19 protein-coding genes and 1 tRNA gene are annotated in these 22,630 nt (G+C 53.1%); 9 read left to right on the forward strand and 11 right to left on the reverse strand.

Annotated elements, in window-relative coordinates; translation table 11 throughout:
* The first annotated feature begins 24 nt into the window (after positions 1–24).
* A tRNA-Asn gene (locus QMZ65_RS20010) sits at positions 25–100 on the forward strand.
* A gap of 184 nt (positions 101–284) precedes the next feature.
* The gene (locus QMZ65_RS20015; RefSeq protein ID WP_283216553.1) at positions 285–3,887 is read left to right on the forward strand and encodes an AAA domain-containing protein; all 3,603 of its coding nucleotides are present in this window, start codon (positions 285–287) and stop codon (positions 3,885–3,887) included.
* Positions 3,888–4,034: 147 nt separating this feature from the next.
* On the opposite strand, the gene QMZ65_RS20020 is transcribed toward QMZ65_RS20015, so the two are convergent.
* The 5 genes from QMZ65_RS20020 to QMZ65_RS20040 all read right to left on the reverse strand — a co-directional run bounded on the left by QMZ65_RS20020 (position 4,035) and on the right by QMZ65_RS20040 (position 8,661).
* Complete coding sequence (locus QMZ65_RS20020) at positions 4,035–5,366, reverse strand: MFS transporter (RefSeq protein ID WP_160832748.1); 1,332 nt, start codon at positions 5,364–5,366, stop codon at positions 4,035–4,037.
* Between the two features lie 627 nt (positions 5,367–5,993).
* Positions 5,994–6,296 (reverse strand): transcriptional regulator ProR, encoded by a 303-nt coding sequence (gene proR, locus QMZ65_RS20025; protein ID WP_097116700.1) that lies wholly within the window; start codon positions 6,294–6,296, stop codon positions 5,994–5,996.
* A 4-nt stretch (positions 6,297–6,300) separates the two neighbouring features.
* Entirely contained in the window at positions 6,301–6,654 is a 354-nt protein-coding gene (locus tag QMZ65_RS20030) for a type II toxin-antitoxin system RelE/ParE family toxin (protein WP_283216554.1), read from the reverse strand.
* Positions 6,655–6,896: 242 nt separating this feature from the next.
* Positions 6,897–7,553 (reverse strand): methionine ABC transporter permease, encoded by a 657-nt coding sequence (locus QMZ65_RS20035; RefSeq protein WP_283216555.1) that lies wholly within the window; start codon positions 7,551–7,553, stop codon positions 6,897–6,899.
* Entirely contained in the window at positions 7,534–8,661 is a 1,128-nt protein-coding gene (locus QMZ65_RS20040; protein WP_283216556.1) for a methionine ABC transporter ATP-binding protein, read from the reverse strand. The genes QMZ65_RS20035 and QMZ65_RS20040 overlap by 20 nt, the downstream gene beginning before the upstream one ends.
* Before the next feature lie 320 nt (positions 8,662–8,981).
* Here QMZ65_RS20040 and QMZ65_RS20045 point away from each other — a divergent pair, with 320 nt between their 5' ends.
* From QMZ65_RS20045 to QMZ65_RS20055, 3 genes are all read left to right on the forward strand, one after another.
* Positions 8,982–9,623, forward strand: coding sequence for a TetR/AcrR family transcriptional regulator (locus QMZ65_RS20045; protein WP_058962323.1), 642 nt, complete (start codon positions 8,982–8,984; stop codon positions 9,621–9,623).
* 74 nt (positions 9,624–9,697) lie between these two features.
* The gene (locus tag QMZ65_RS20050; RefSeq protein WP_160832745.1) at positions 9,698–11,080 is read left to right on the forward strand and encodes a D-arabinono-1,4-lactone oxidase; all 1,383 of its coding nucleotides are present in this window, start codon (positions 9,698–9,700) and stop codon (positions 11,078–11,080) included.
* A 20-nt stretch (positions 11,081–11,100) separates the two neighbouring features.
* A complete protein-coding gene (locus QMZ65_RS20055; protein WP_283216557.1) occupies positions 11,101–11,928 on the forward strand; it encodes a glycosyltransferase family 8 protein in 828 nt (275 codons plus the stop codon).
* 38 nt (positions 11,929–11,966) lie between these two features.
* On the opposite strand, the gene QMZ65_RS20060 is transcribed toward QMZ65_RS20055, so the two are convergent.
* Positions 11,967–12,989, reverse strand: coding sequence for an LLM class flavin-dependent oxidoreductase (locus QMZ65_RS20060; protein WP_034824654.1), 1,023 nt, complete (start codon positions 12,987–12,989; stop codon positions 11,967–11,969).
* A 217-nt stretch (positions 12,990–13,206) separates the two neighbouring features.
* Here QMZ65_RS20060 and QMZ65_RS20065 point away from each other — a divergent pair, with 217 nt between their 5' ends.
* Both QMZ65_RS20065 and QMZ65_RS20070 read left to right on the forward strand, forming a co-directional pair.
* Positions 13,207–14,256 (forward strand): fatty acid desaturase, encoded by a 1,050-nt coding sequence (locus QMZ65_RS20065; RefSeq protein WP_283216558.1) that lies wholly within the window; start codon positions 13,207–13,209, stop codon positions 14,254–14,256.
* Entirely contained in the window at positions 14,153–14,938 is a 786-nt protein-coding gene (locus QMZ65_RS20070) for a phosphate/phosphite/phosphonate ABC transporter substrate-binding protein (RefSeq protein WP_502921539.1), read from the forward strand. The genes QMZ65_RS20065 and QMZ65_RS20070 overlap by 104 nt, the downstream gene beginning before the upstream one ends.
* 109 nt (positions 14,939–15,047) lie before the next feature.
* Here QMZ65_RS20070 and fusA read toward each other — a convergent pair whose 3' ends face one another.
* Positions 15,048–17,147 (reverse strand): elongation factor G, encoded by a 2,100-nt coding sequence (fusA, locus tag QMZ65_RS20075; RefSeq protein ID WP_283216560.1) that lies wholly within the window; start codon positions 17,145–17,147, stop codon positions 15,048–15,050.
* 214 nt (positions 17,148–17,361) lie between these two features.
* Here fusA and QMZ65_RS20080 point away from each other — a divergent pair, with 214 nt between their 5' ends.
* Positions 17,362–18,279, forward strand: a complete 918-nt coding sequence (locus tag QMZ65_RS20080) for a ketopantoate reductase family protein (protein ID WP_283216561.1) — start codon at positions 17,362–17,364, stop codon at positions 18,277–18,279.
* 95 nt (positions 18,280–18,374) lie between these two features.
* On the opposite strand, the gene QMZ65_RS20085 is transcribed toward QMZ65_RS20080, so the two are convergent.
* The gene (locus QMZ65_RS20085; protein ID WP_283216562.1) at positions 18,375–19,142 is read right to left on the reverse strand and encodes a YdcF family protein; all 768 of its coding nucleotides are present in this window, start codon (positions 19,140–19,142) and stop codon (positions 18,375–18,377) included.
* Positions 19,143–19,241: 99 nt separating this feature from the next.
* Between QMZ65_RS20085 and QMZ65_RS20090 the strand changes: the two genes are divergently transcribed.
* Complete coding sequence (locus tag QMZ65_RS20090; protein WP_283216563.1) at positions 19,242–20,309, forward strand: LacI family DNA-binding transcriptional regulator; 1,068 nt, start codon at positions 19,242–19,244, stop codon at positions 20,307–20,309.
* A gap of 97 nt (positions 20,310–20,406) precedes the next feature.
* On the opposite strand, the gene tmaR is transcribed toward QMZ65_RS20090, so the two are convergent.
* The 3 genes from tmaR to QMZ65_RS20105 form a co-directional block, all read right to left on the reverse strand.
* Positions 20,407–20,727, reverse strand: a complete 321-nt coding sequence (gene tmaR, locus QMZ65_RS20095; protein WP_034824689.1) for a PTS system regulator TmaR — start codon at positions 20,725–20,727, stop codon at positions 20,407–20,409.
* A gap of 161 nt (positions 20,728–20,888) precedes the next feature.
* Positions 20,889–21,947, reverse strand: a complete 1,059-nt coding sequence (locus QMZ65_RS20100) for an FUSC family protein (RefSeq protein WP_283216564.1) — start codon at positions 21,945–21,947, stop codon at positions 20,889–20,891.
* 159 nt (positions 21,948–22,106) lie between these two features.
* Positions 22,107–22,571 (reverse strand): GyrI-like domain-containing protein, encoded by a 465-nt coding sequence (locus QMZ65_RS20105; RefSeq protein ID WP_182058091.1) that lies wholly within the window; start codon positions 22,569–22,571, stop codon positions 22,107–22,109.
* Between the last annotated feature and the right edge of the window lie 59 nt (positions 22,572–22,630).

Below are 22,630 nucleotides of genomic sequence, written 5' to 3' on the forward strand. Positions count from 1 at the left end.
TAATATGCGCCTCGTTCACACGATTCCTCTGTAGTTCAGTCGGTAGAACGGCGGACTGTTAATCCGTATGTCACTGGTTCGAGTCCAGTCAGAGGAGCCATATTTAGAGAAGCCCGCTCAGGGAAACCTGAGCGGGCTTTTTGTTTTTTCTATCACCAGCTTTCTGTCGCAACATACTGCTAACAATACATTCGCGATCCACTTTTAACTCTGAAATTCAAGGGTATGCTATCCTGCACCTGTCAATTCCTGCAATCATGGACCGATACGGTGCGGCAAAATCAATGAAAAACTCTTCGAAAGCTATTCTCTCGGCATGGCAAGACTATTTAAAATTCAGCGGCGCAGAAAAAAGCAAAATACCAGCTAGCCAGGTGCATGAAGATCATCAGTTGATGCTCGGTATAAATATCTGTGAGGACACGCCAAACGGTGTTTTGCTTCATGTTACCTCAGAGATGCGTGAGAACTGGCGTAAACGCTTCGTGAAGTATGGAGAAAAGGGAGAGATTACCGACATTGAACCCGTTAATTTACTCTTTCCGATATTGCGCTTTGTTGAAAAAGAACGAGAAAGGTTTATTACAAAGTATCTACCCCTGTTCTCATTCCCCCTGCCTAAATCTTTCTTTGAACAAGACAATAACTCATTGTTAATTCCTGTAAAGGATGGCCAGCAGGTTAGCGCTTTCCCATTCGTTTTTCGCGAAATATTCGGCATTGAGTTGGATGAATTAGGCGAAAACCGCCACATGATGAGCATTATCAGCTCACTTACCGAATGCAAATTCAGCACCTTTCTTGAAGCATTCGAAGCACTTCAGAAATGGGTTATTCAGCGAACCAACCACAGGCATCCGTCACTTGAAACAGCCTTCAACGCATTAATCGCTCCATTGCACAACGAAGATTATAACCTTAAACGGGATGGCGAAGATTTTGCCTGGCTTTGCGATAACGCCGTGGGGGAGTTCCCTCTACTTGAGCAGTACGTCAATCACATTCACCATGAAGAAAATCCATTAGATATAAAGGAGGTGGTGACTGGAGGATTGTTTGAAACGCAGTATCCGTTGGGTCATGGGCAAATGATGGCGATACAGGCCATAAATCAGGATGAGCGCCTGATTGCCGTGCAAGGAGCACCTGGTACGGGTAAAACGACACTCTTTAAATCTCTCATTGCGCAACAGTTGGTGGACAGGGCTCTGGCCATCGCTGATGGTAGAGACATGAATTACGGCATGCTGGTCACCTCGACAGCTATAAAAGCTGTTGAAAATATCATTGATGACTTACGCGTTGATCCTGTCACTAAGGATCTGGATTGGCTGTGGTTTCATAGCGGTTCAAACCAACAAATACAGCTTGAACTTGCCCGATTAGAACGCCTTCTCAATCGCTGGCGGCATGAAAGCTATGATCCACAAAGCCAGCATGCATCCCTATCTATACTATTAACACATCGCGCTGAATTGGATTCTTGCTACCGGGCCTATGTGCTTGAGAAAACTAATGCAAGTCAATCCATCATTGATTGCGGCTTCAATACAAGTGATGCGGAAGAGCTGTCGCATCTTTTAATGGCCAGAATAAAAGATGTATCTGCTCACGCCCAGCGCCTGGATATTCATGTCTGTGTACTACTTCCTGACGATCTCAATGCACTAGATAATGCTTTGCAGCAAAGGCTCCAGGAGCTTGAAGAGATAAAAGCACGGCATCAGCTGGCCACTAAAATGTCCCAGACATTGCTGGCAACATGGCCGCAAAAAAATAGTCTGGAACAAATACTGAGATGGATTGACTCACCTCTTCGCGTAGCACTTGAAATACACTATCGTGACTATCCCCGAAATGGATTGAAACGTCATCTGGCGCGCCTTTTTGAGGGAAAATATCCAGCTCGCTTACAGCAAATGAACCACGCTGCACCTGGAGATTTTCAATATTTCGGTCTCTCCTCGCTTTCTCATCGCCAGCTGGCAGCCCTGGCAGATGCCGGGGAAACTCTTGCGCACCAAACTGCCAATTTAGCGTTACTGGCACAGCTCCTGGATGGCGAACCCGATTTGCAGCAAATAGAAGAGATAATAAAGCTTCGCGCTGAAGTGGCCAAGATCCAACAGCAGTGTCTTCAGGTCACCCATGCACAACAGACCATGGCACTATACCGACAGCGTTACCCGGAAAATAATTGGTGTGACATTTTACGTAAACGCTTCATCAAACAACATCGAGAGATGTTTGAGGCTGCCATTTGTTTTATATGGCAGGAACAATTGAAGCGAAAAAATGAACTGGAAGAAGTTCTCACCCATTGGCGAAGTCTATTAAGTAACCAACGCAGTGCGGGATATCACCGCTGGCTGGATAAACTCGATGTATTTTACCGTGCTCTATCCTTGGTATACCCCGTAATGGCGACCACTTTAGTTTCTGCTTGGAAAGCGGCGGGCTACCGTAAACTGAGTGAGCTCAAGGGTCATAAACCGTGGAATCTTATACTGTGCGATGAGGCAGGGATGATTTCGCTTGAATCTGTGGTTCCTTTGCTCAGTCGCAGCGAGAAAGCCATGATTGTCGGCGATCCTTTGCAAATTGAACCCATCCGTAGCCTATCAGAAAACTTAATCATGCAACTCCGCATGAGCCATTTTGACGAAAATAATACGCTGTATGAACGGGTATCTCCTGCGACAGTTACCGCGTGGCATCGTGCCGCAGGGACACTTTCTGGCCGGGTTGATGCTACAGGCAACGGTATTGTTCTAGATGAACATCGTCGATGCCAGAAACCCATCGCTGATCTGTTTATCCGGCTGGCGGGTTACCGTGGCGTGAGTGTGGAAACCTCCTCGCCTTCTGAACGCATTATCAATGCTTTTGAGAAGTCAGGCGGGCACCATTTGATGTTTTACAGCGTCGAGGGCCAGAAAGGTGACAATGTGAATACCAATTTGGATGAGGTCGATGCTATTGAGCAATTGGTGAACAAACTGGAGGAAGCAGGCTATGATCTCACCTCCGATGTGGGCATTGTCACGCCCTATAGTAATCAGAAGTCATTACTTATTCAGCGCCTTGCTCAACGTATGAACCACCGACAGAAAAACTGCATTGGTACAGTACACCAATTCCAGGGGGTCGGTTTCGAAGTGATTATTTACAGTCCGGTTATTTTCCATCCTCTTGATAATCCAAATTTCCAGAATGCGTCACCCAATATGCTGAATGTTGTTGTTTCACGTGCGAAGCAACAATTCATCGTGGTTGGCAATCATCACCGGTTGCGAACAGCAGGAGGATATCTGAAAGTGCTTGCAGACAGCGTGGCGGAGGATTTTCTCCTTGAACAAGGAAGCCAGCACCCGCAGTTTGCTAACCTAAGCCAGACACCCCGCTTGCGCCGTTATTATCGTGATTGTGAACATATTGCTGCCTTTAGCGCACTGGCGGCGCAGAGTGAGCAGGAGCTTGTTATTATCACCCCGTGGATAAGGCAAGGGGGGCATCGCTCTCAGAGACCGGAACTGGCACTGCTTGTCGCAACTCAGCAACGCGGCGTCAAAGTGAAAATCTACTATGGCTATTATCATCAGCGATGGGCTCGTATCGATGATAATGATGAAGATCTGATTGCGCAGTACCGTGGACAGCTTGGGAAAGACAATGTTATCCGACTGACTGAAGGCACCCATGAAAAGGTCATGATGATCGATGGCCGTCACATCGTCATTGGAAGCTGGAACTGGCTGTCACACGGGTATCATGAGGGTTGTGAACGAGCTGAACAGTTCGGCCATGCTATTCGTCATGAAATCAGTGCCGAGTTAGATGACGAGTCTCTCGTGAAGGAACTAAGAGAGAGACTAAGCATGGACTAACCCTCAGAGATAATAACCCCCACTCCATCACGAGGAGTTGTTAATGTGCTCTTAGCAAAGCCCTCTTGGTCAGAGATGTAAAATGAAAAACCCCCGCTCAGGTTCCCTCGAGCGGGTTTTTGTCATTCTGGAAATGTCGTCTTTCTACTACCGCGCCAGCGAAGCCGCCTGACTCAGCGTCATATTACGCGTCTCAGGTGCCAGCCATACCGATACTAGCAGACCAATAAAGGAAACAATCGCGGCAGCATACATGGTGTATTCGATGCCCAGGCTTTGCAGGGAAATCGGCACCAGCCAGGTTCCTGCGGCAGAACCGATACGTGACATGGATGAACCCATACCGACAGCGAAGGCACGCACTTCCGTTGGGAACAGTTCGTTCGGATACACTAACTCCAGCACCTGCGCTCCGCCGATAAATACCGCGTAAGCGCCAAACATCACCAGCACCAGCATTTCAGAACCGTGGGAGAACATCCCCAATGCCAACAGCGCCAGACTTGACCATAAAAAGCTGTGGATGATCAGACGGCGGCGGCCCATGCTATCAATCAAACGGGTTGCCACAATACAGCCCACCACAAACAGCAAGGTGATGGCTATCGAACCCAGTGAGGCCCATTCGCCATCCAGATTCAGGGCTTTAAGTACTACGGGTGCGAACGAATACACCGCAAACATCGGTACGACGGCAGCACTCCAGAACACCGAGACAAACAACATACGTTTGCCGTAACCAGAGCGCACCAGATCTTTCAACGTGACTTTGGCTTCCACCGACTCCGCTGGCATATTTTTCAGCGAGAATTCTGGACCGTAGACTTTCTTGATGATCTGCTCAGCTTCATTGAAGCGACCTTTGCTGACTAACCAGCGTGGCGATTCCGGCGTGCCGATGCGCAGAACGAAAAGGAGTACCCCCAACACGGCCGGGCTGGCCAGTACCAGACGCCATGCGGCATCACCGCCAATCGAGAGAATGAGGTTACCCACGATATAAGCGAGGGCTGCACCGGCAAACCAGAGAATGGTCAAACCGGCCAAACGTTTACCACGATGCTTTTGCGGCAGGAATTCGGTCAGCAGTGAACCAGCGACCGGATATTCTAATCCCACCCCAACCCCCACCAGGAAACGCAGGATAAACAGCGTCAGCGCCGATTCCGCCCAGAAGGTGCCGACCGAACCCAGGATAAACAGGATTGGCCCGACAAAAAACAGACGACGACGACCCACAATATCGGTCAGCCACCCGCCAAGGAAACCACTGCAGAAGGTGCCGAGCATCGCTGAAGCGGCCACCATGCCCTGCCAGAAGGTATCAAGTTGCAGATGCTGGGAAAACTGCACGATCGCCACGCCGATAATACTCAGCACGTAGCCATCGAGGATCCAACCGCCACCCGCGCGCAGCGACATTAACTGGTGAAAATTATTAAGCGGGACATCTTCAATGGATATATTGGTGTTGCTCATAACAGGGTCTCTCCTGAATTATTCATTTCTCTGCAGGCGCAGCGATCTGTCCAAATCAAAAATGATTTGGCGGAACGTTAAAGAAACAGAAAAAACATCATTGACTGATTTAGGTATTTCTTTGAAAAAGAAATTGACCTATAAATTGAAAAACCCTGCGTTTAATCCCTGAACATAAATAATGAAATTAAGCATGATCCACTTGCAGATCGTCTGTCTTCATCATTGTTTAGCGGTGTGTTGACCCAATACGCATTTGTTCGCTTTTGTCTGTTAATCACAGGTTAACTCCATGTTCAAACTATGCTGAATTTCAGGTGGTGTAAACATGCCCAGGACACCCAAAACTTGAGATTGTGATCATCTCCAAAATTCATCTGAAAAAATAATTCGAAAAAGTTATACGTATAACTCATTGAAAATTAATTTATTAATTTCAAACCAAGGTAAAATCATACTACTTAATTGTATTTCCTTTGTATTTTTCATGTATGCAAAAAGTTACGTGGCGGGATGGATTTTCATGGGTTGGGGAGCAAGCAGGTAGGAGTGAGTCGGCGTGCAAGTACGCGAAACAGTGCGCCAGATCGCACTGTTTTTTCGCGGATAGAAAGTCAAAGAAGGGAATTAAACAACAAACTCATAATGCGAGCCATCGGGAAGCTCAATGTTGAGGCGCAGTTTTCCTCCTGCCGCTTCAACATAGCGCTTCAGCGTCGAGAGTTTTAAATCCCGGCCAGGCTTTTCCATTCCAGCCACGGTGGGTTGTTTAATATTTAATTGCTGCGCTATCTCTACCTGCGTTTTGTTTACTCTTTCACGCAATTCAGCAAGATGGATATTTAACAATACTTCTTCAGCCATGGCGTTAGCTTTAGCCACTACTTCAGACTTCTCAGACGCTAGAATCTGTTTGAGTGTTCTGCCCATGTCGTTACTCCTTTCTCTCTTCGCGTTGAAGATGATGGGTGAATTCTTTATCTGCGAGCGGGATCAGCTCAGCATAAAAACGCTTTTCATTGCCACTCTTATGACCTGCACAAAGCAACACACCGCTGCGCCAGGGGTCAAATGCGTAAAATGCCCGAATAGGATCACCTTTGCTCTGAATGCGAAGCTCTTTCATATTGCTAAAGCGAGAGCCTTTCAGGGAGTCGGCGTAGGGCCTGCATAATGCGGGGCCAGCTTGCTGCAATACAATCATTGCGGACAGAACGCAGGCTCGGTCAGTGTCGTCTTGCGCTACAAGCCAATCATCAAACGTGTCCGTTGTAATTATTTGCCACATGATACGCTCCTTGTGATATAGGTCAAATGCTATATAGGTTAAAGGCGATAATCAGTGTGGCGAGGCAGTTTGAATCATGCACTTGTTCTGTTAAAACGTGTCGATAAGGATTCCAAAAAAATGCCCGCTCAGTTATCCAGAGCGGGCATAAACAGAATCAACGACGATATTAATCCACGGCGGGCGGTAAAGGTGCCACATCTGCGTTGCTGTCGCCAATGATGGAATGCAATGCGCGAAGTCTAGTGTCGCTTATCGATGTGCTGCACCAGTCGATCGCCGGCCCACTGAATGCCGCACACCAGCACAATCAACACCGCGATCACCGCGATCATCACCGAGGTTTCAAAGCGTTGATAACCGTAACGGATCGCCAGATCGCCTAATCCGCCCGCACCAATCGCTCCCGCCATCGCCGATGCGCCGATTAATGCCACCAGAGTCACCACAAACCCCGAGAGAATGCCTGGCAACGCTTCAGGAATCAGCACATCCCAGACGATGCGCAGCTTGCTGGCGCCCATCGCGCGTACTGCATCAATCAGGCCCCGCTCCACATCACGCAATGACACTTCGGCCACGCGAGCGAAATACGGCGTTGCGGTGATCGACAGCGGGACAATCGCCGCCCAAGTGCCTAATGAGGTCCCCACCAGAAACCGCGTGAACGGGATCAGCGCCACCAGCAATATGATGAACGGCAGTGAACGGAAGCCGTTGATCACCAGGCCCAGCACCCGGTTAATCCCGCGATGTTCCGCAATGCCGCCCGCACTGGTCATCACCAGAATCAACCCCAACGGCAAACCGGCCACCAGCGAAAACAGCCCGGAAATCAGCGTCATTAATACCGTTTCACCTAACGCGTTGAGCAATAAATCAATCATCACTGGCGACATAACCCACTAACTCCACTTGCGCCTGCTGCCCGCGCAGCCAGCTGAGAATCTGTTGCTCATCGGTCACGTTGGCGACCGGAAGCGCAATAAAGAAGCGCACCACAGCGTAGTGCTGAATATGGTCGATGCCACCTTGCAGTAAGCGGAATTTACCCGGCAACGCTGCGGCAAAACGGGTCAGCAGACCACCCTGCGCGTCCTCGCCAGCAAAGTGCACGCTGTAAATGGCTTCGCCCTGTCTCCTCTCGGTCACCCGTGCGGCCAGCGCTTCCGGTAGCTGCGGCAGCAAACCACGCAATAAAGTTCGCGTCAGCTCGGATTGCGGATGGGCGAACACCTGCCACACCGGGCCTTGCTCAATGATCTCACCCGCGTCAATCACCGCCACGCGGTGCGCCACCGACTTGATGACTTCCATTTCATGGGTGATCAGCAGAATAGTGATACCCAGTTTTTGGTTGAGCGATTTCAGCAGCGCGAGAATAGAACGGGTGGTTTCAGGATCGAGCGCTGAAGTCGCTTCATCACACAGCAGCAGCGCCGGGCTTGCCGCCAGTGCACGGGCAATACCGACACGCTGTTTCTGACCGCCCGAGAGCGCCGCCGGATAATGCTGTGCCTTATCCGCCAACCCCACCAATTCCAGTAATTCCGCCACGCGTTGGGCACGTTGCACCTTATCCAGACCGGCAATTTTCAGCGGCAACGCGACATTCTGCGCCACGGTTTTCGCCGATAGCAGGTTGAAGTGCTGGAACACCATACCGACGCGACTACGCACAGATTGCAGCTGTTTTTCCGACAGGCCGGTAATTTTCCGGCCTTCGATTTCAATGACGCCTTCGTCAGGTTGCTCCAGCCCGTTCAGACAGCGAATCAACGTCGATTTGCCCGCACCACTGCGGCCAATCAGGCCGAGAATTTCACCTTTCTGCACCGTCAGTGAAATATCGCGTAGCGCCTGAGTTTGCCCAAAGCGACGTGAAACACCTTGCAAGCGCACCACGCTGCCGCTTTCGCGGGCAAGACGTTCACGGTCTTGCGCATTCTCTACCACGCCACGCGTTATCGCGCTAAACGGCGCTTCGACTCCTGTGAAAATCGTCATGCTAGATCCTTACCAGGCCGTTTCACCGATGCCTTTAGTGCCCGCCAGCAGCATAGCGCCAGCGGTTAACAAAAATGTCGTTTTGGCGGATGCCAGGCGAGTGTGCATAGTTATTTCCTCATCGTTATAATTGCAACGGTCAAAGTACACTGTCGTGATGAACAGATAGCCGCAGTATACGCAGATGCTTATTCCTGCATTATGATTTATCCGGGAATGCTATTCCTGAAAAGAATAAAGACACGCAGCCGCTCGCATCGCCACAAGTGAAAGGACGGCTGTGGTACCATGCCGTTTTGATTGACCTGTTATTGAGCGCTATGTCGGACACTACAACGAAACGTAAAAATGACCCGGAAGGGCTGAAAAAACGCATCCTTGCCGGTGCTCTGAAAACCTTCGCCGAGTTCGGTATGCAGGGCGCACGCCTTGAGCAGATTGCTGAACACGCGCAGACCACTAAGCGCATGGTGGTGTATCACTTCGTCAATAAAGAGAAGCTGTATATCGAGGTGCTGGAGCAGGTCTATCAGGCGATTCGTGAACACGAAACCGGATTGAACCTTGCACAGATGGAACCCGAGCAGGCGATGATTAAACTGGTCGAAGCCAGCTTCGACTATCACGCCACCCATCAGGATTTCATGCGTTTGGTGTGTACGGAAAACCTGTTGCGCGGTCGCTACATTGTGCAGTCCGAGCGCATCAAAGCGTTGAACAAAAGTACGCTGGATCTGCTGGATGACATTCTGACGCGCGGTCAGCAGCAAGGCATCTTTATTGATGGCCTGAACACCGTGGACGTGCACCGCTTATTGAGCAGTATCTGTGTGCACCACGTCGCCAACCGCTACACCTTCCACTTCCTGTTCACCCCTGAGGATACGGAAGAGGACAGCATCCGTCGTAACCGCCAACTGGCCGTGACCGCAACGCTGCGCTACATCTGCAAGGCACCTTAAACCTGGGCAGTGCTGTGATGGTCTACGCTTAAAGCTTTGGGACCGTCACAGACCTCAGTATAAGGAACGCCGTAGTGAACAGAGATTCCCTCCTTTACCCCCTTCGCAACCCGCAAAATACCGAGCACGACAGTGTCCTGTGGAACTGGGCGCAAAACACCGTGGTGGGCCAGCGTGAGCAAGTTCATCAGCCGCAAAACGAAGCCGAACTGCAACAGCTGCTGAGTTCGTCAACAGGCAAAGTGCGCGTCATCGGCAGCCGTTTATCACCCGGCCGCATGCTGTGTGTGAATGCCGACGATCTGTTACTCGATCTCAGCGCCATGCAAGGCGTATTGGGAGAGGATAACGACAGCATCACTTTCGCGGCAGGCACGCTGCTGCAGCATGTGTTCGACGCACTCACCGCGCGAAATCGCATGTTAGGCTGTTCGCCAGGCGTGATATCCGTTCAGACGCTGGCGGGCGCAATAGCGACGGGCACCCATGGCCAGGGATTGGATCAGAGTTCACTGGCGGATGAAGTGATAAGCATCCGCATGGTTATGGCCGACGGCAGCGTGCGGGAGTTTCAACGTGGCGATAGTGATTTCCCTGCGGCGCAAACCTCATTAGGTTCGCTGGGGATTGTGACCGCCGTGACGATGCGCACCCAGCCGTTCCGCCTGTTTACCTGCCATAAATTTGCCGAGTCCGCCGATACGCTGGAGCAGGATCTGCCGCGCTGGAATCAACAGTATGAGCTGAGCAAAGCCTGGTGGTTTGTGGATGACAACCTGATGCACGTCTGGAATGCCAACCCCGCCAGTGAAGCAGATGTTCAGGCGTGGCACACCAATGGCGGCGAGGTGATCGAGCATGGCGACGACACTGATAGCAGTCTGAATGACACCATCGATCAGACGCTGGCGCAGATGCATCGTGATACGCAAATTGAAGGTAAAGGTGGTAAACAGTTTCGCACCGTCACGCGCTTCCGCGATTTCACCGACCTCAGCGGCGACATCTATCAGCTGTTTTGTCGCGGTATTGCCGTGCCGCAAATCAACGTGGAAATTGGTGTGCCGTTGAATAAAACGCCGGAGATTATCAGCAAAATCAAAGCCTGGTATGCCGAGAATCATCCACACATGCACTACCCCATCATTCTGCGCTGCACGGGCGCGTCAGAAGCCTGGCTCAGTCCAGCGTATCAGCAGCCGACCTGTTTCTTTGGCTTCGTAGTCTATTACGCCGATGACGGTTCGCTGTCACAGGACGGTCTGCATTTCCTCACCGAGGTCGAGAAATTACTGGCAGCAGAAGGCGGACGACCGCACTGGGGAAAATACTACGATCCGCAGCGCTACAGCTGGCGGGATATCTATCCACAGTGGGATGCGTTCCGCGCGGTGCGGGAACAACTCGATCCGCAGCGTCGTTTTAGCAATGACTATGTCACGGCTTTGTTTGATTGAATTTTGACGGGGGAGAATGTATGTACGCCTGGGTAACACTACTAACACAACCGGATTATTTTATCGGCGTGAAAGCGCTGCACCGTTCACTAAAACGCAGCGAAACCGCATGGCCATTGATTGTGATGGTGACCGATGCGATTGACATCGAAACACGTGAAGATTTGCAGGCTTTAGGCTGTGTGATTCATCCGGTCGAGCCTCTGATGCCGAATGCGGACCTGGAGCAGCATTATGCCTCTGCGCAATTTGGTGAAGTGTGGAGCAAGCTGCGGGCATGGGAACTGACCGGCTGTGAGCGCGTGGTATTTCTTGATGCCGACATGCTGGTGCTGCGCAATATGGATGAGCTGTTTACGCTGGATCTCGGCGATCATGCGCTGGCCGCCTGTCACGCCTGTCGCTGCAATCCGAATAAAATCGCCAGTTATCCCGCCAGCTGGCAGCCGAAAAATTGCCACTATACCTGGCAGGATCGTGGTGAGTCGGCACCTGCCAGCCTGGACCGCTATCTTAATGGCGGCTTTTTGGTGCTCGAACCGGATGAAGAGGTGTTTAGCTGGCTACAGCAAAAAGTCGCTGCTATCACTGATCTACGCCGCTATCCGTTCTCTGAACAGGATTTACTTAATGAAGTGTTTGAGAATCGCTGGCTGCCGCTGCCGTATATCTACAACGCGCTGAAAACGCTGCCGTTCCAGCACAGCGCCATGTGGCGGGAAGAGGATGTAAAAAACCTGCATTTTATTCTGGCCAAGCCGTGGAAGCGCGATCTCAATCAACCTGAAAGCGAACGCGACCGCTACTACGCATTGGATAAGCTGTGGTGGGAGTTAGGGGTTAATTAAGAAAAGAGGCGCACTTCACAAAGTGCGCCTCTTTAGTTTTAACGCCAGCCCAGCTCCGGTGCCACATGGGTCAGAATACTTTCCATCACGTGCGCACAGTAATCCACGCCCAGCTGGTTAGGGATGGTGAGCAGCAGCGTATCGGCTTCGGCGATTCCTTCGTCCTGAGCCAGCTGTTTGATCAACTGCTCTGGCTCTGCCGCATAGCTACGACCAAAGATGGCGCGGGTTTTCTCATCGAGGAAGCCCACGGAGTCCTGATCCTGACCACTGCGACCAAAGTAAGCACGGTCGATATCATTGGTCAGCGCAAAGATACTGCGGCTCACTGACACACGCGGCGTGCGCTGATGTCCGGCGGCTTTCCAGGCTTCACGGTAAGCGCGAATCTGTTTCGCCTGCTGGATGTGGAACGGTTCGCCAGTTTCATCATCCTTCAGGGTGGAGCTTTGCAGATTCATGCCCTGCTGTGCTGCCCAGACTGATGTCGCATTTGAACCGGAACCCCACCAGATACGCTCACGCAGCCCTTCTGAGAATGGCTCCAGACGCAGTAAGCCCGGTGGATTCGGGAACATCGGCTGTGGATTCGGTTTAGCAAAACCCTCACCGCGCAGCACTTCCAGCAACTCTTCGGTGTGACGACGTCCCATATCGGCATCGGTTTCACCCTCTTTCGGGTTAAAACCAAAGTAGCGATAGCCTTCAATCACCTGCTCCGGGGAGCCGCGGCTCAGACCGAGTTGCAGACGACCGTTAGAAATCAGGTCTGCCGCACCGGCATCTTCCGCCATATACAGCGGGTTTTCATAACGCATATCGATCACGCCAGTACCAATCTCAATGCGATTGGTTTTGGCACCGACTGCCGCCAGCAGCGGGAACGGCGAGCTTAACTGACGCGCGAAGTGGTGCACGCGATAGTAAGCGCCATCCGCGCCCAACTCTTCTGCAGCCACGGCTAAATCGATGGATTGCAGTAACACGTCCTGAGCGGAACGGGTGGCTGACTGCGATGACGGGGTCCAGTGACCAAAGGATAAGAATCCAATCTTTTTCATGGTGAAATTCTCCAGGGGGACCGTACTGGCCCACACATGATGCATTAGGTTTCGATGGAGAAAGGTTACGCCAGGCGAGAGGTGACTGATAGCCAATAGTTTTCGCGCGCTTCATCAACTTTTTTGCATAAGTCATAAAAACACGGTCTTTGTGTTTATCACGGTGATCAATCATCTTGCGGGGAATTCATCCGATTCACAGATTTATGGCATCCGCATGGCAAACGACTATATCAACGCACAGCAGCGTGAAGTGGTGCACCAGCTGGGCCGCAATTGGCTGTGGCGCAGTGAACTACCTACCTGGGCGCTGATGGTCGGGGTGTATGGCGGCTGGTTTGGCTGCGTCATCTATTGGCAAACGCTGGGTCTGTTTTTAACCACTCTGCTGCTGATTGTGTTCACCACCTGGTATATGTCGCTGCAGCATGAGCTGATCCATGGCCATCCCACGCGTTTTCCAGGGCTCAACCAGCTGTTTGGTACCCTGCCGCTGGCGGTGTGGTATCCCTATGGGCTGTATCGCGATTCACATCTGGCACATCACCGTAACCACACCCTCACCGAACCGGATGAAGATCCGGAAACCTATTACCTGTCGCCGGAACGCTGGGCACAGCTTAAGCCGTGGCAGCAACGCTTGATTCACCTGCGTAATACGTTTCCCGGCCGTTTGCTGTTAGGTCCGCTGCTGGATATCGTGGCGACCCTGAAGATGATGCTTTTGGCGCGTGACCGTGCCGCTATTTCGATGTGGGTGATTCATCTGACGCTGCTGGCTGGGCTTTTCTACTGGATGCAGCAGCAAGGATTGTCGCCGCTGTGGTTCGTGGTTGCCGTGAGTTATCCGGCATTGGCGTTGACCAAAATACGTTCTTTCTACGAGCATCGCGCAGAAGAAGCCCCGCTGGCACGCTCCGTGAACAATGAAGCCGCCTGGCCATGGCGTTTGCTATTTCTGAATCTCAACTATCATTCTGTACATCACGATCTGCCCGGTTTGCCCTGGTACGGCTTGCGCAAAGTCTATCTGCTGTATCGCGACGGCTACCATCAGCGCAATCACGGTTTCCGCGTCTCTGGCTATGGCGAGTGGTTGCTGCGTTTCTGGCGCAAACCGGTCAACGTTAACGCCCATCCGCGAACGCACAAGGATGCACAGCATGCCGATCATTTCACTGCCGATGTACGATATTCATCATCCAACGACGCTTGGCCTGACCGCTGCGCTAACGACGCTGCTCCAACAACGCGGCGTGCAGGCTGAGGTTGAGTGGCACAGCGATCTCGTACCCCACTGGCGCGACGCTGATTTGCTGTTAAGCCAGACCTGCGGCTATCCGCTGGTGGCTTTATTGCCTGATGTCCAACTGGTTGGGGCATTTCAATCCAGCGCGCAAGGCTGTGAGGGACTGCGCTATCGCAGTTGGCTGGTGGCGCGCAAAGAGGATGAAAATCTCACCCTGAGCGATTTTCGTGGTCGCCGCGCGGTGTGCAACAGTGATGACTCGCACTCGGGCTACAATTCGCTGCGCTACGTGATCGCGCCACTGGCACACGACGGGCATTTCTTCAGTGAAGCGCTGCAGAGTGGCAGTCATCGTCAATCGTTGGCCGCGTTGCGTGAACAGCGAGCGGATATCGCGGCGATCGATTGCATCACCTGGGCGCTGTTGCGTGCTCATCACCCTGAAGAACTGGCCGGGTTAGAGATCATTGGTGAAACCCCGCTGTGTGCCGCACTGCCGTTAATCACCTCAGAAAAAACCGATGCCAAAACGCTTGAGCGTCTGCGCAGCGCCTTGACCGAACTCACTACTGATAAGAAACATCAGCAGTTGCTGGCAGCGAGTCTAATCAGCGGTTTTGCGGTGCCAGAGCGGGCGTTTTACGATGAGGTGCAAGCGTGGGAAGATCAAGCAGCGGAATACGGCGTGAAGTTGCTGTGATTTGAACAGCCGCGATGTAATTTATCGCGCAACGACCATCTTTCATCGCGCTGCAGCTATACGCAATATATCGCGCAGCTTAAAGGCGGCATCCTTGCCGCCCAAAAAATCACTCTGCGCGTGACGCAATAATTCCCTCGGCCACATTGCGTGGCGCTTCAGCGTAATGCGCAAATTCCATGCTGTAAGTGGCACGGCCCTGCGACATGGATCGCAGCATGGTGGCGTAGCCAAACATCTCTGACAGCGGCACTTCGGCTCGGATGATGCGCGCACCAAAGCGCTCATCCATACCTTGCAGCGTACCGCGACGCGAAGAGAGATCGCCCATCACCCCACCGGCGTAATCCTCTGGCGTTTCCACCTCCACCTGCATCACCGGCTCAAGGATCACCGGATCGGCCTGTTTAGCCGCCGCTTTGAAACCAAAAATCGCTGCCATGCGGAAAGCCATTTCCGAAGAGTCGACGTCATGATACGAACCGAAGGTCAGTGTGGCCTTGAGATCCACCACTGGATAGCCCGCCAGCACGCCGGAATTGAGCGCTTCACGAATCCCCTTCTCCACCGAAGGAATAAACTCGCGTGGCACTACGCCGCCCTTGGTGGCATCTTCAAAGGCAAAACCTGCGCCTGCTGCCTGCGGCTCCAGCGTCAGCACCACGTGGCCATACTGACCTTTACCACCCGACTGGCGCACAAACTTGCCTTCCACATCGCGCACCGTCTTACGAATGGTTTCGCGATAGGTGACCTGTGGCCGACCAATGTTGGCTTCCACACCGAATTCACGCTTCATGCGATCAACGATGATCTCCAGATGCAACTCACCCATACCGGAGATAATCGTCTGCCCCGACTCTTCATCGGTGTGCAGGCGGAATGACGGATCTTCTGCGGCCAAACGCTGCAACGCCAGCCCCATTTTCTCCTGATCTGCCTTGGTTTTCGGCTCAATCGACAGCGAAATTACCGGGTCCGGGAACTCCATGCGTTCCAGGGTGATCACCGCATTCGGATCGCACAGCGTTTCGCCAGTGGTCACCTCTTTCAAACCGACACAGGCGGCTATATCACCTGCACGAATCTCCTCGATTTCGATGCGATCGTTAGCCTGCATCTGCACGATACGTCCGATGCGCTCCTTACGCCCTTTCACCGCATTCCACACGCTATCGCCTTTGCGCAATACACCGGAGTAAACACGCACGAAGGTGAGTTGGCCCACATAGGGATCGCTCATCAGTTTGAAGGCCAGCGCCGAGAACGGTTCATCGTCATCAGCATGGCGCTCATCGTGCTCGCCTTTTTCGTTCACACCGGAAACCGGCGGCACGTCCAGCGGCGACGGCATCAGCTCAATCACCGCATCAAGCATGCGCTGCACACCTTTGTTTTTGAACGCGCTACCACACAGCATCGGCTGGATCTCGCCAATCAATGTGCGCTGACGTAAGCCCGCGATGACCTCTTCTTCGCTCAGGTCACCCTGCTCCAGATAACGATCCATCAACGCTTCACTGGCTTCCGCCGCAGCAGCCACCATATTCTCACGCCATTCGGCAGCCAGCGCCTGCAACTCATCAGGGATTGGCGCATAGCTGAACGTCATGCCCTGGCTGGCTTCATCCCAGTAGATGGCGCGCATCTTGTTGAGATCCACTACGCCTGCAAAATGCTCTTCCGCACCAATCGGAATCACGATCGGTACCGGATTGGCATGCAGACGATCTTTCATCATCTGCACTACGCGGAAAAAGTCCGCACCCTGGCGGTCCATCTTATTAACAAAGGCAATGCGCGGTACGTGATACTTGTTGGCCTGACGCCACACGGTTTCCGACTGTGGCTGTACGCCACCGACGGCGTCATACACCATCACGGCACCGTCCAGCACGCGCATGGATCGCTCCACTTCTATGGTGAAATCGACGTGTCCGGGTGTGTCGATGATGTTGATGCGGTGCGGCGTGAAGCTGCCATCCATGCCCGGCCAGTAGCAGCTTACTGCCGCCGAGGTGATGGTAATACCGCGCTCCTGCTCCTGCGCCATCCAGTCGGTGGTTGCCGCGCCATCGTGCACTTCACCCAACTTGTGGCTCATCCCGGTGTAAAACAGAATGCGCTCAGTGGTGGTGGTTTTGCCGGCATCGATGTGCGCGGAGATGCCGATATTGCGATAACGTTCGATAGGTAGGGGTCGGGGCATGATGCGTCCTTAGTCTGTTCGACTGGAAAAGTGGGCGAGCACCATTGCCCGCCGCTGCGCAACAGCATAGACCCATTGTACGAATAAATACGAACAGTTTGAGCCTTTTTTAGCCATCGTGAAAATCTTGCATCGGTTTCAGCATTTACGGGCTGGCAAGCTTAACCCTTCCCGATTTATGGTAAGGGTCTCACTCTCAACGGGAAATCTAACCATGCGCATTCTGGTTGTCGGCGCCGGTGCCACCGGCGGGTATTTCGGTGCACGTCTGGCGCAAGCAGGACGTGATGTGACTTTTCTGGTGCGCGAGCGCCGTTTTCAGCAACTGCAACAAAACGGTCTGGTGCTAAAAACACCGGGCGGCACAGAAGTGATTCACCCGCAGCTGGCGCAAACCGGCAAGCTGACAGGCCAGTTTGATCTGATCATTCTGACGGTGAAAAGCTTCGGGCTCGATCAGGCTATCGAGGATATCGCACCCGCCGTCGGGCCAGAAACACTGATCATGCCGATCCTCAACGGCATGCGGCATATCGATACGCTGCGCGCACGCTTTGGCGACAAGGTGATTGGCGGCTTGTGCAAAATCAACGCCACGCTGGGTGAACATGGTGAAGTGGTGCAGATGACGCCACTGCATATCCTCTACTACGGTGCACTCGATGGGCACAATGATGCACGTCTGCAACGTGTCGATGAGACGCTGAACATCGCGCAGTTCGATACGGTCTTTGCTGACAACATCATCAGCGAACTGTGGGAGAAGTGGCTGCTGCTGAGCACATTAGGGGCGGTGTGCTGCATCGCGCGAGGTAATACCCAAAAGGTGTTGCGATCCCAAGGTGGTGAAGCCTTGTTGCAGGGGATTTTTACTGAGGTGCTTTCCGTGCTTGGTGCTGACGGCTATCAGGAACGGCCAGCGGTAACGGCAAAGATTTATGAGACGCTAAATAATCCGCAGGTGGCGATGACCTCCTCGATGTATCGCGACTTAACCCAGGGTTATGAGATTGAGGCGGACCAGGTGATTGGCGATCTGTTGGTGCGAGGCGCACGCAGTGGCGTGGTGACGCCGTTGTTGAATGCGGTATATGTGAATTTGCAGGTGTATTTGCAGAATCGCAGCGCATAGTTGCGCCACGTTAACCGTTGCTGTTTTCGAGCCAGGTGCGCATAAAGCGCACCCTTGCGCGTTTTGTCAGGTCACTGTTGCTGGTGACCTGATGTTCAAAGACGCGACTGCACGCCTTTCAGTTGCATCAAGCGCTGCCAGCCTGCTTCTACCTCGTCCGGGATATCCACATGCCCGAGGAAACCTTTGCCGCGTGGACCGTAGCCGTTTTCATCATCGCGCAGGCGCTGGATCTCGCCCATCAGCAGCGAAAGAAAACGCTCCATCGACCACAATCCTTGCGGTGGCGCACCGATAATGCGCAGCATACCCGCATCCATCATCACCTGCGGAATAAACACCGGCCAGCTGATAAATTCGGGTGCGTCGGCACGGTCACGCCACTGGTAGCGGAAAGTTTCCCAGGTACGACGCTGCATCAGCGGGTCCTGCACCAACAGTACATGCTGCGGCTGCCACTTCTGCTCATCGAGCAGTTTTTGGCTGAAGGCGGCATTCTCTCCACAGTTGCGTGAGGCGGTTTCCAGCAGCAGCTGATCGTCCGGCAGTGCGGCAAACACCCGCGCCATATCCCCCAGCAATTCAGCCTCGCTTTTGCCTTGAGTCGGTATCTGACGATAGAGCGGATGATTAGCGATCATCTCCGCCAGTAAAACTGTCGAATGACCGATACCGCCACTGATCATCAGAGGCAGCTGATACTTCTTCGCCAGCGCAATCACACCTTCAACGTTGGGCAGTACCGCGTGACCGGCAAGAATTGCCAAATCAACCTCGAGCGTGCCATCTGTCGGCATGTGGTCAAGCGCCAGCCAGGCCGCAAGCGTATTGATATCCTGAATCTGTTGGCTATTGAGCTGCATCGCGTTCTCCTCGCATTAACACTGGCAGTGTAGCGGCTTAACTCCGCGACAGCAGAGAAAAATTTGCTACACTCGCCGCTATCAGATTCAGGAGAGTTTATGACTGCGCGTTCCGTTACCCTCGATGATGTCGCTGCACTGGCGGGGGTTTCCTACCAGACCGTTTCCCGTGTGCTCAACCATTCCGTGCAGGTTTCGCCACGCACGCGCGCCAAAGTCGAAGCCGCGATGCAACAGCTGAACTATGTGCCCAACCGCGTGGCACAGCAGCTGGCAGGAAAAGCCACGCGCACGCTGGGGCTGGCCACCAGCGATCTGGCATTGATGGCCCCGGCACAGATTGCCTCTGCGATCCATGAACGTGCCGCCGCACAGGGTTACCATCTGGTGATCGCCATGGCGAATGCGGCCGGAAATGCCCAGGACACGGTGAATGAACTGCTGGCGCAGCGCGTTGATGCACTACTCATCAACCTGCCGCTCGATGCTGAACAGGCGGCGCAGGTGCAGCAGCAGTGCGGCAGCAAGCCTGTGCTGTTTCTCGATGTTGAACAACATGCTGCTGTCAGCCAGTGCCAGTATCAGAGTGAATCGGGTGCGCAGCAGGCAGTGGAGCATCTCGTCGCGCTGGGCCACCAGCAGATTGGCGTGCTGAATGGGCCTGAAAGTTCGGCTTCGGCGCGGGCGCGCTTCACTGCATGGCAACGGGCGTTATCGTCACACCAGTTGCAGCCAATATGCGTACTGCATGGCGACTGGAGTGCGTCATCCGGGTATCAGGCGCTATTGCAGTTACTGCCGGATCGCCTGCCACAGGCCCTGCTGGTGGCGAACGATCAGATGGCGCTTGGGGCGATGCGTGCACTGCACCAACACGGCGTGAAAATTCCTGGAGAGATGTCGATTATTGGTTATGACGACACTGCCGAGAGCGCGTGGTATCAGCCGCCGCTCACCACCGTGCGTCAGGATTTGCAGCAGTTGGGTGCAGTATCTGTGGACCGCTTGTTGGCGGAACTGGCCGGAGAAGCTGTACAGCCCCTACCGTTGGTAACCGAGCTGATATTGCGCGAAACGACAGCTGCGCCGATGCAAGGGGATGTGGATATAGCGGAGATCGCCGGTCAGTTGAAGGCATTAGCGCGACAATTAAAACCCAAAGCCTGACCAGGTTAAAGCAGCACAGGCTATTGCGCACGCCACGGCAGGCAGTGCGGAAGCCGTTACGCTGCAAAAAATTTGGGACCTTACGGTCCCAACATTTTTACTGCGGCTTTGGTTCACCCATCGCTTTCAACTTCTTCGACAGCTCGCGACGCTCTTTCGACAAGTCAGCATTTTTGATGATGTACTCATCGACGCGGTCTTCATAGTCCACACGCATGGATGCAATGATTTCCTGAATCGCCTCAACGCTCATGCCTGGTTTGATGTACTCGCTCAGGTTGTCCAGCAGCAACACACGTTTCTGGTTATCACGGACTTTCTTCTCGTTATCCACGATTTCGCGCTGCAGTTTGTTTTTACGACGAAACATACGTACAAACTCCAGAACGTCCTGAAATGATTGCTTGGCATTTTCCATGTTGGCACCTTTCTTTGAGCCTGCCGCGGCAGGCGGAATAGTCATGAGCTACAGCTTAGCGGCTTGCTAGCTGGATTCGCAATTTTCACAGCTAATTTCGGACTGGCACTTATCTTAGCGCAAAGAAAGGGTGATTCACATTAAGTCATTGCCTGAGAAAACTATTTGCGCAGTGCCAGACGGACCAGATCCGTAATGCGCTCCAGTTGACGCGCCTGTTCCAGACTCAACCACACGTAGCCATAGATCGCCGTGGTCTCTAAGCGCCCGCTGCGGTTGGCAATCAACTGTTCCAGTTCCTGGGTGATCTCCTCCAGTTCATGGCTGTTGGCGATCACGCCTTCCGTCTCCCCTTTCACCATCAATGTGGCCAGCGCTTTCAACGTGTCTTCGGTCATTTTCTGACTGCGGCGCAGCGTCGGGGCATTGAGCAGCAACAGATGGCTCTCACGTGATGACCACCATGCATCAATTTGCATCTGCATCGTGTTAACCATATTACGGTTGATGGTCTGAATCGCTTCAAACACTGATTTCGGAATACGCGTCTCTTTACTCGCCGGTTCCAGCAGCGCGCGCATTTTAATCACGCTGGAGAGCTGCTTCTGGAATGGTTTGTTCAGTCGCGGTTTCTCCAGCAGGTTGGCGGAAAAGCCGGTGTGATGCAGTTTCGCCATCGCCAGAAATGAATCGGACAGCTGAATGCGCCAGTGCGTGTAGGCACGCTGAGCGAGAATCGCACTGAACAGCAGCGCCATAATCGAACCCAGGATCACATCGCCGCCACGCCACAACGCCACAGTGAAGTCACCGGCCGGAGCACCCACCACCACGCCGAGCGTGATACCAATCAGCAGCGCCATATAAGGATGTTTACCCAGCGTCAGATAGCCGCAAATAATCATCACCACGAAGCACCATGACAACATCATTGGCAGCGAGATCAGTTCCAGCTTCAGAGCAGTCAAACCCGATGCCAGTCCGGCAAAGGTGCCGCTGATGCGTTGGATCACACGCGGAAACACATTGCCCCAGGTCGAGATCGGCCCCATCACCACCACCAGGGTGATCAGCGGCCAGGTGCCCTCCGGAATATCCGTCAAACGCACAAACAGAAAACAGAGCACAAAGGCGATAGCGATGCGCACGCCGTGCACAGCGCGATAGTGGCGGTAGAACCAGAACTCAATGGCAGAGATGGGTTTGTCGGCGCGTAACATGGTGGTCCGGGAACGATAAAATTTTGCGCGCTATGTTACCCTGGCGCGCCACGAACATTGAGTGCTGCGCAACACTATTTCCGCTCTTTTTTTGCGATTCAACAAGTGCGCTACATCCTATTTTCGCTTATGAAACATAGAAGTAACGCACTGATGATATTAGTCGGCTGCACGTACCGGAATGTACATATCCACCAGCCAGTCGCCGCTGTCAGAGCCGTCGGAAAGGTAGTGTTCGAAGCAGGGACGATTATCCACCTGCCAGTCGGTTTTCGTCTTGAGATGATCAAACAGGCTGTGCCAGGCGGTGAAGAAATCGTTGTTCATCACTTCCATGCGCGCATGAAAATATTGCCCACCGGGCAGCAGGCCTTGCTCGATGTCGTCACCATAAGAGGGCACAGCATCGGTGGGCGCAGTGATCACCGTTTCAACGCGCAGCTCTTCCGGCGGAAGAATTTCAGGATTACCGTAATAGATGGCCAGCCATTCGCCTTCGACACCATGCTGCTCGACCCAGCTTTTTAGCTGGTTAAATCCGCGCGGCACCGTTTCCTGCCACGGACCCTGCAAATGGTAGCCCAGCCAGCTTTGAGGATTGCGCTCGACGATTGATGCTTTCATACCTTTGCCTCCGTTCAGCAGCAGAAAGCCCGCTCTGGCCGCTCCCCGATATCGACGGG

Origin of the sequence: Pantoea sp. EABMAA-21, from assembly GCF_030053335.1 — a bacterium.
GTDB lineage: Bacteria > Pseudomonadota > Gammaproteobacteria > Enterobacterales > Enterobacteriaceae > Pantoea > Pantoea communis.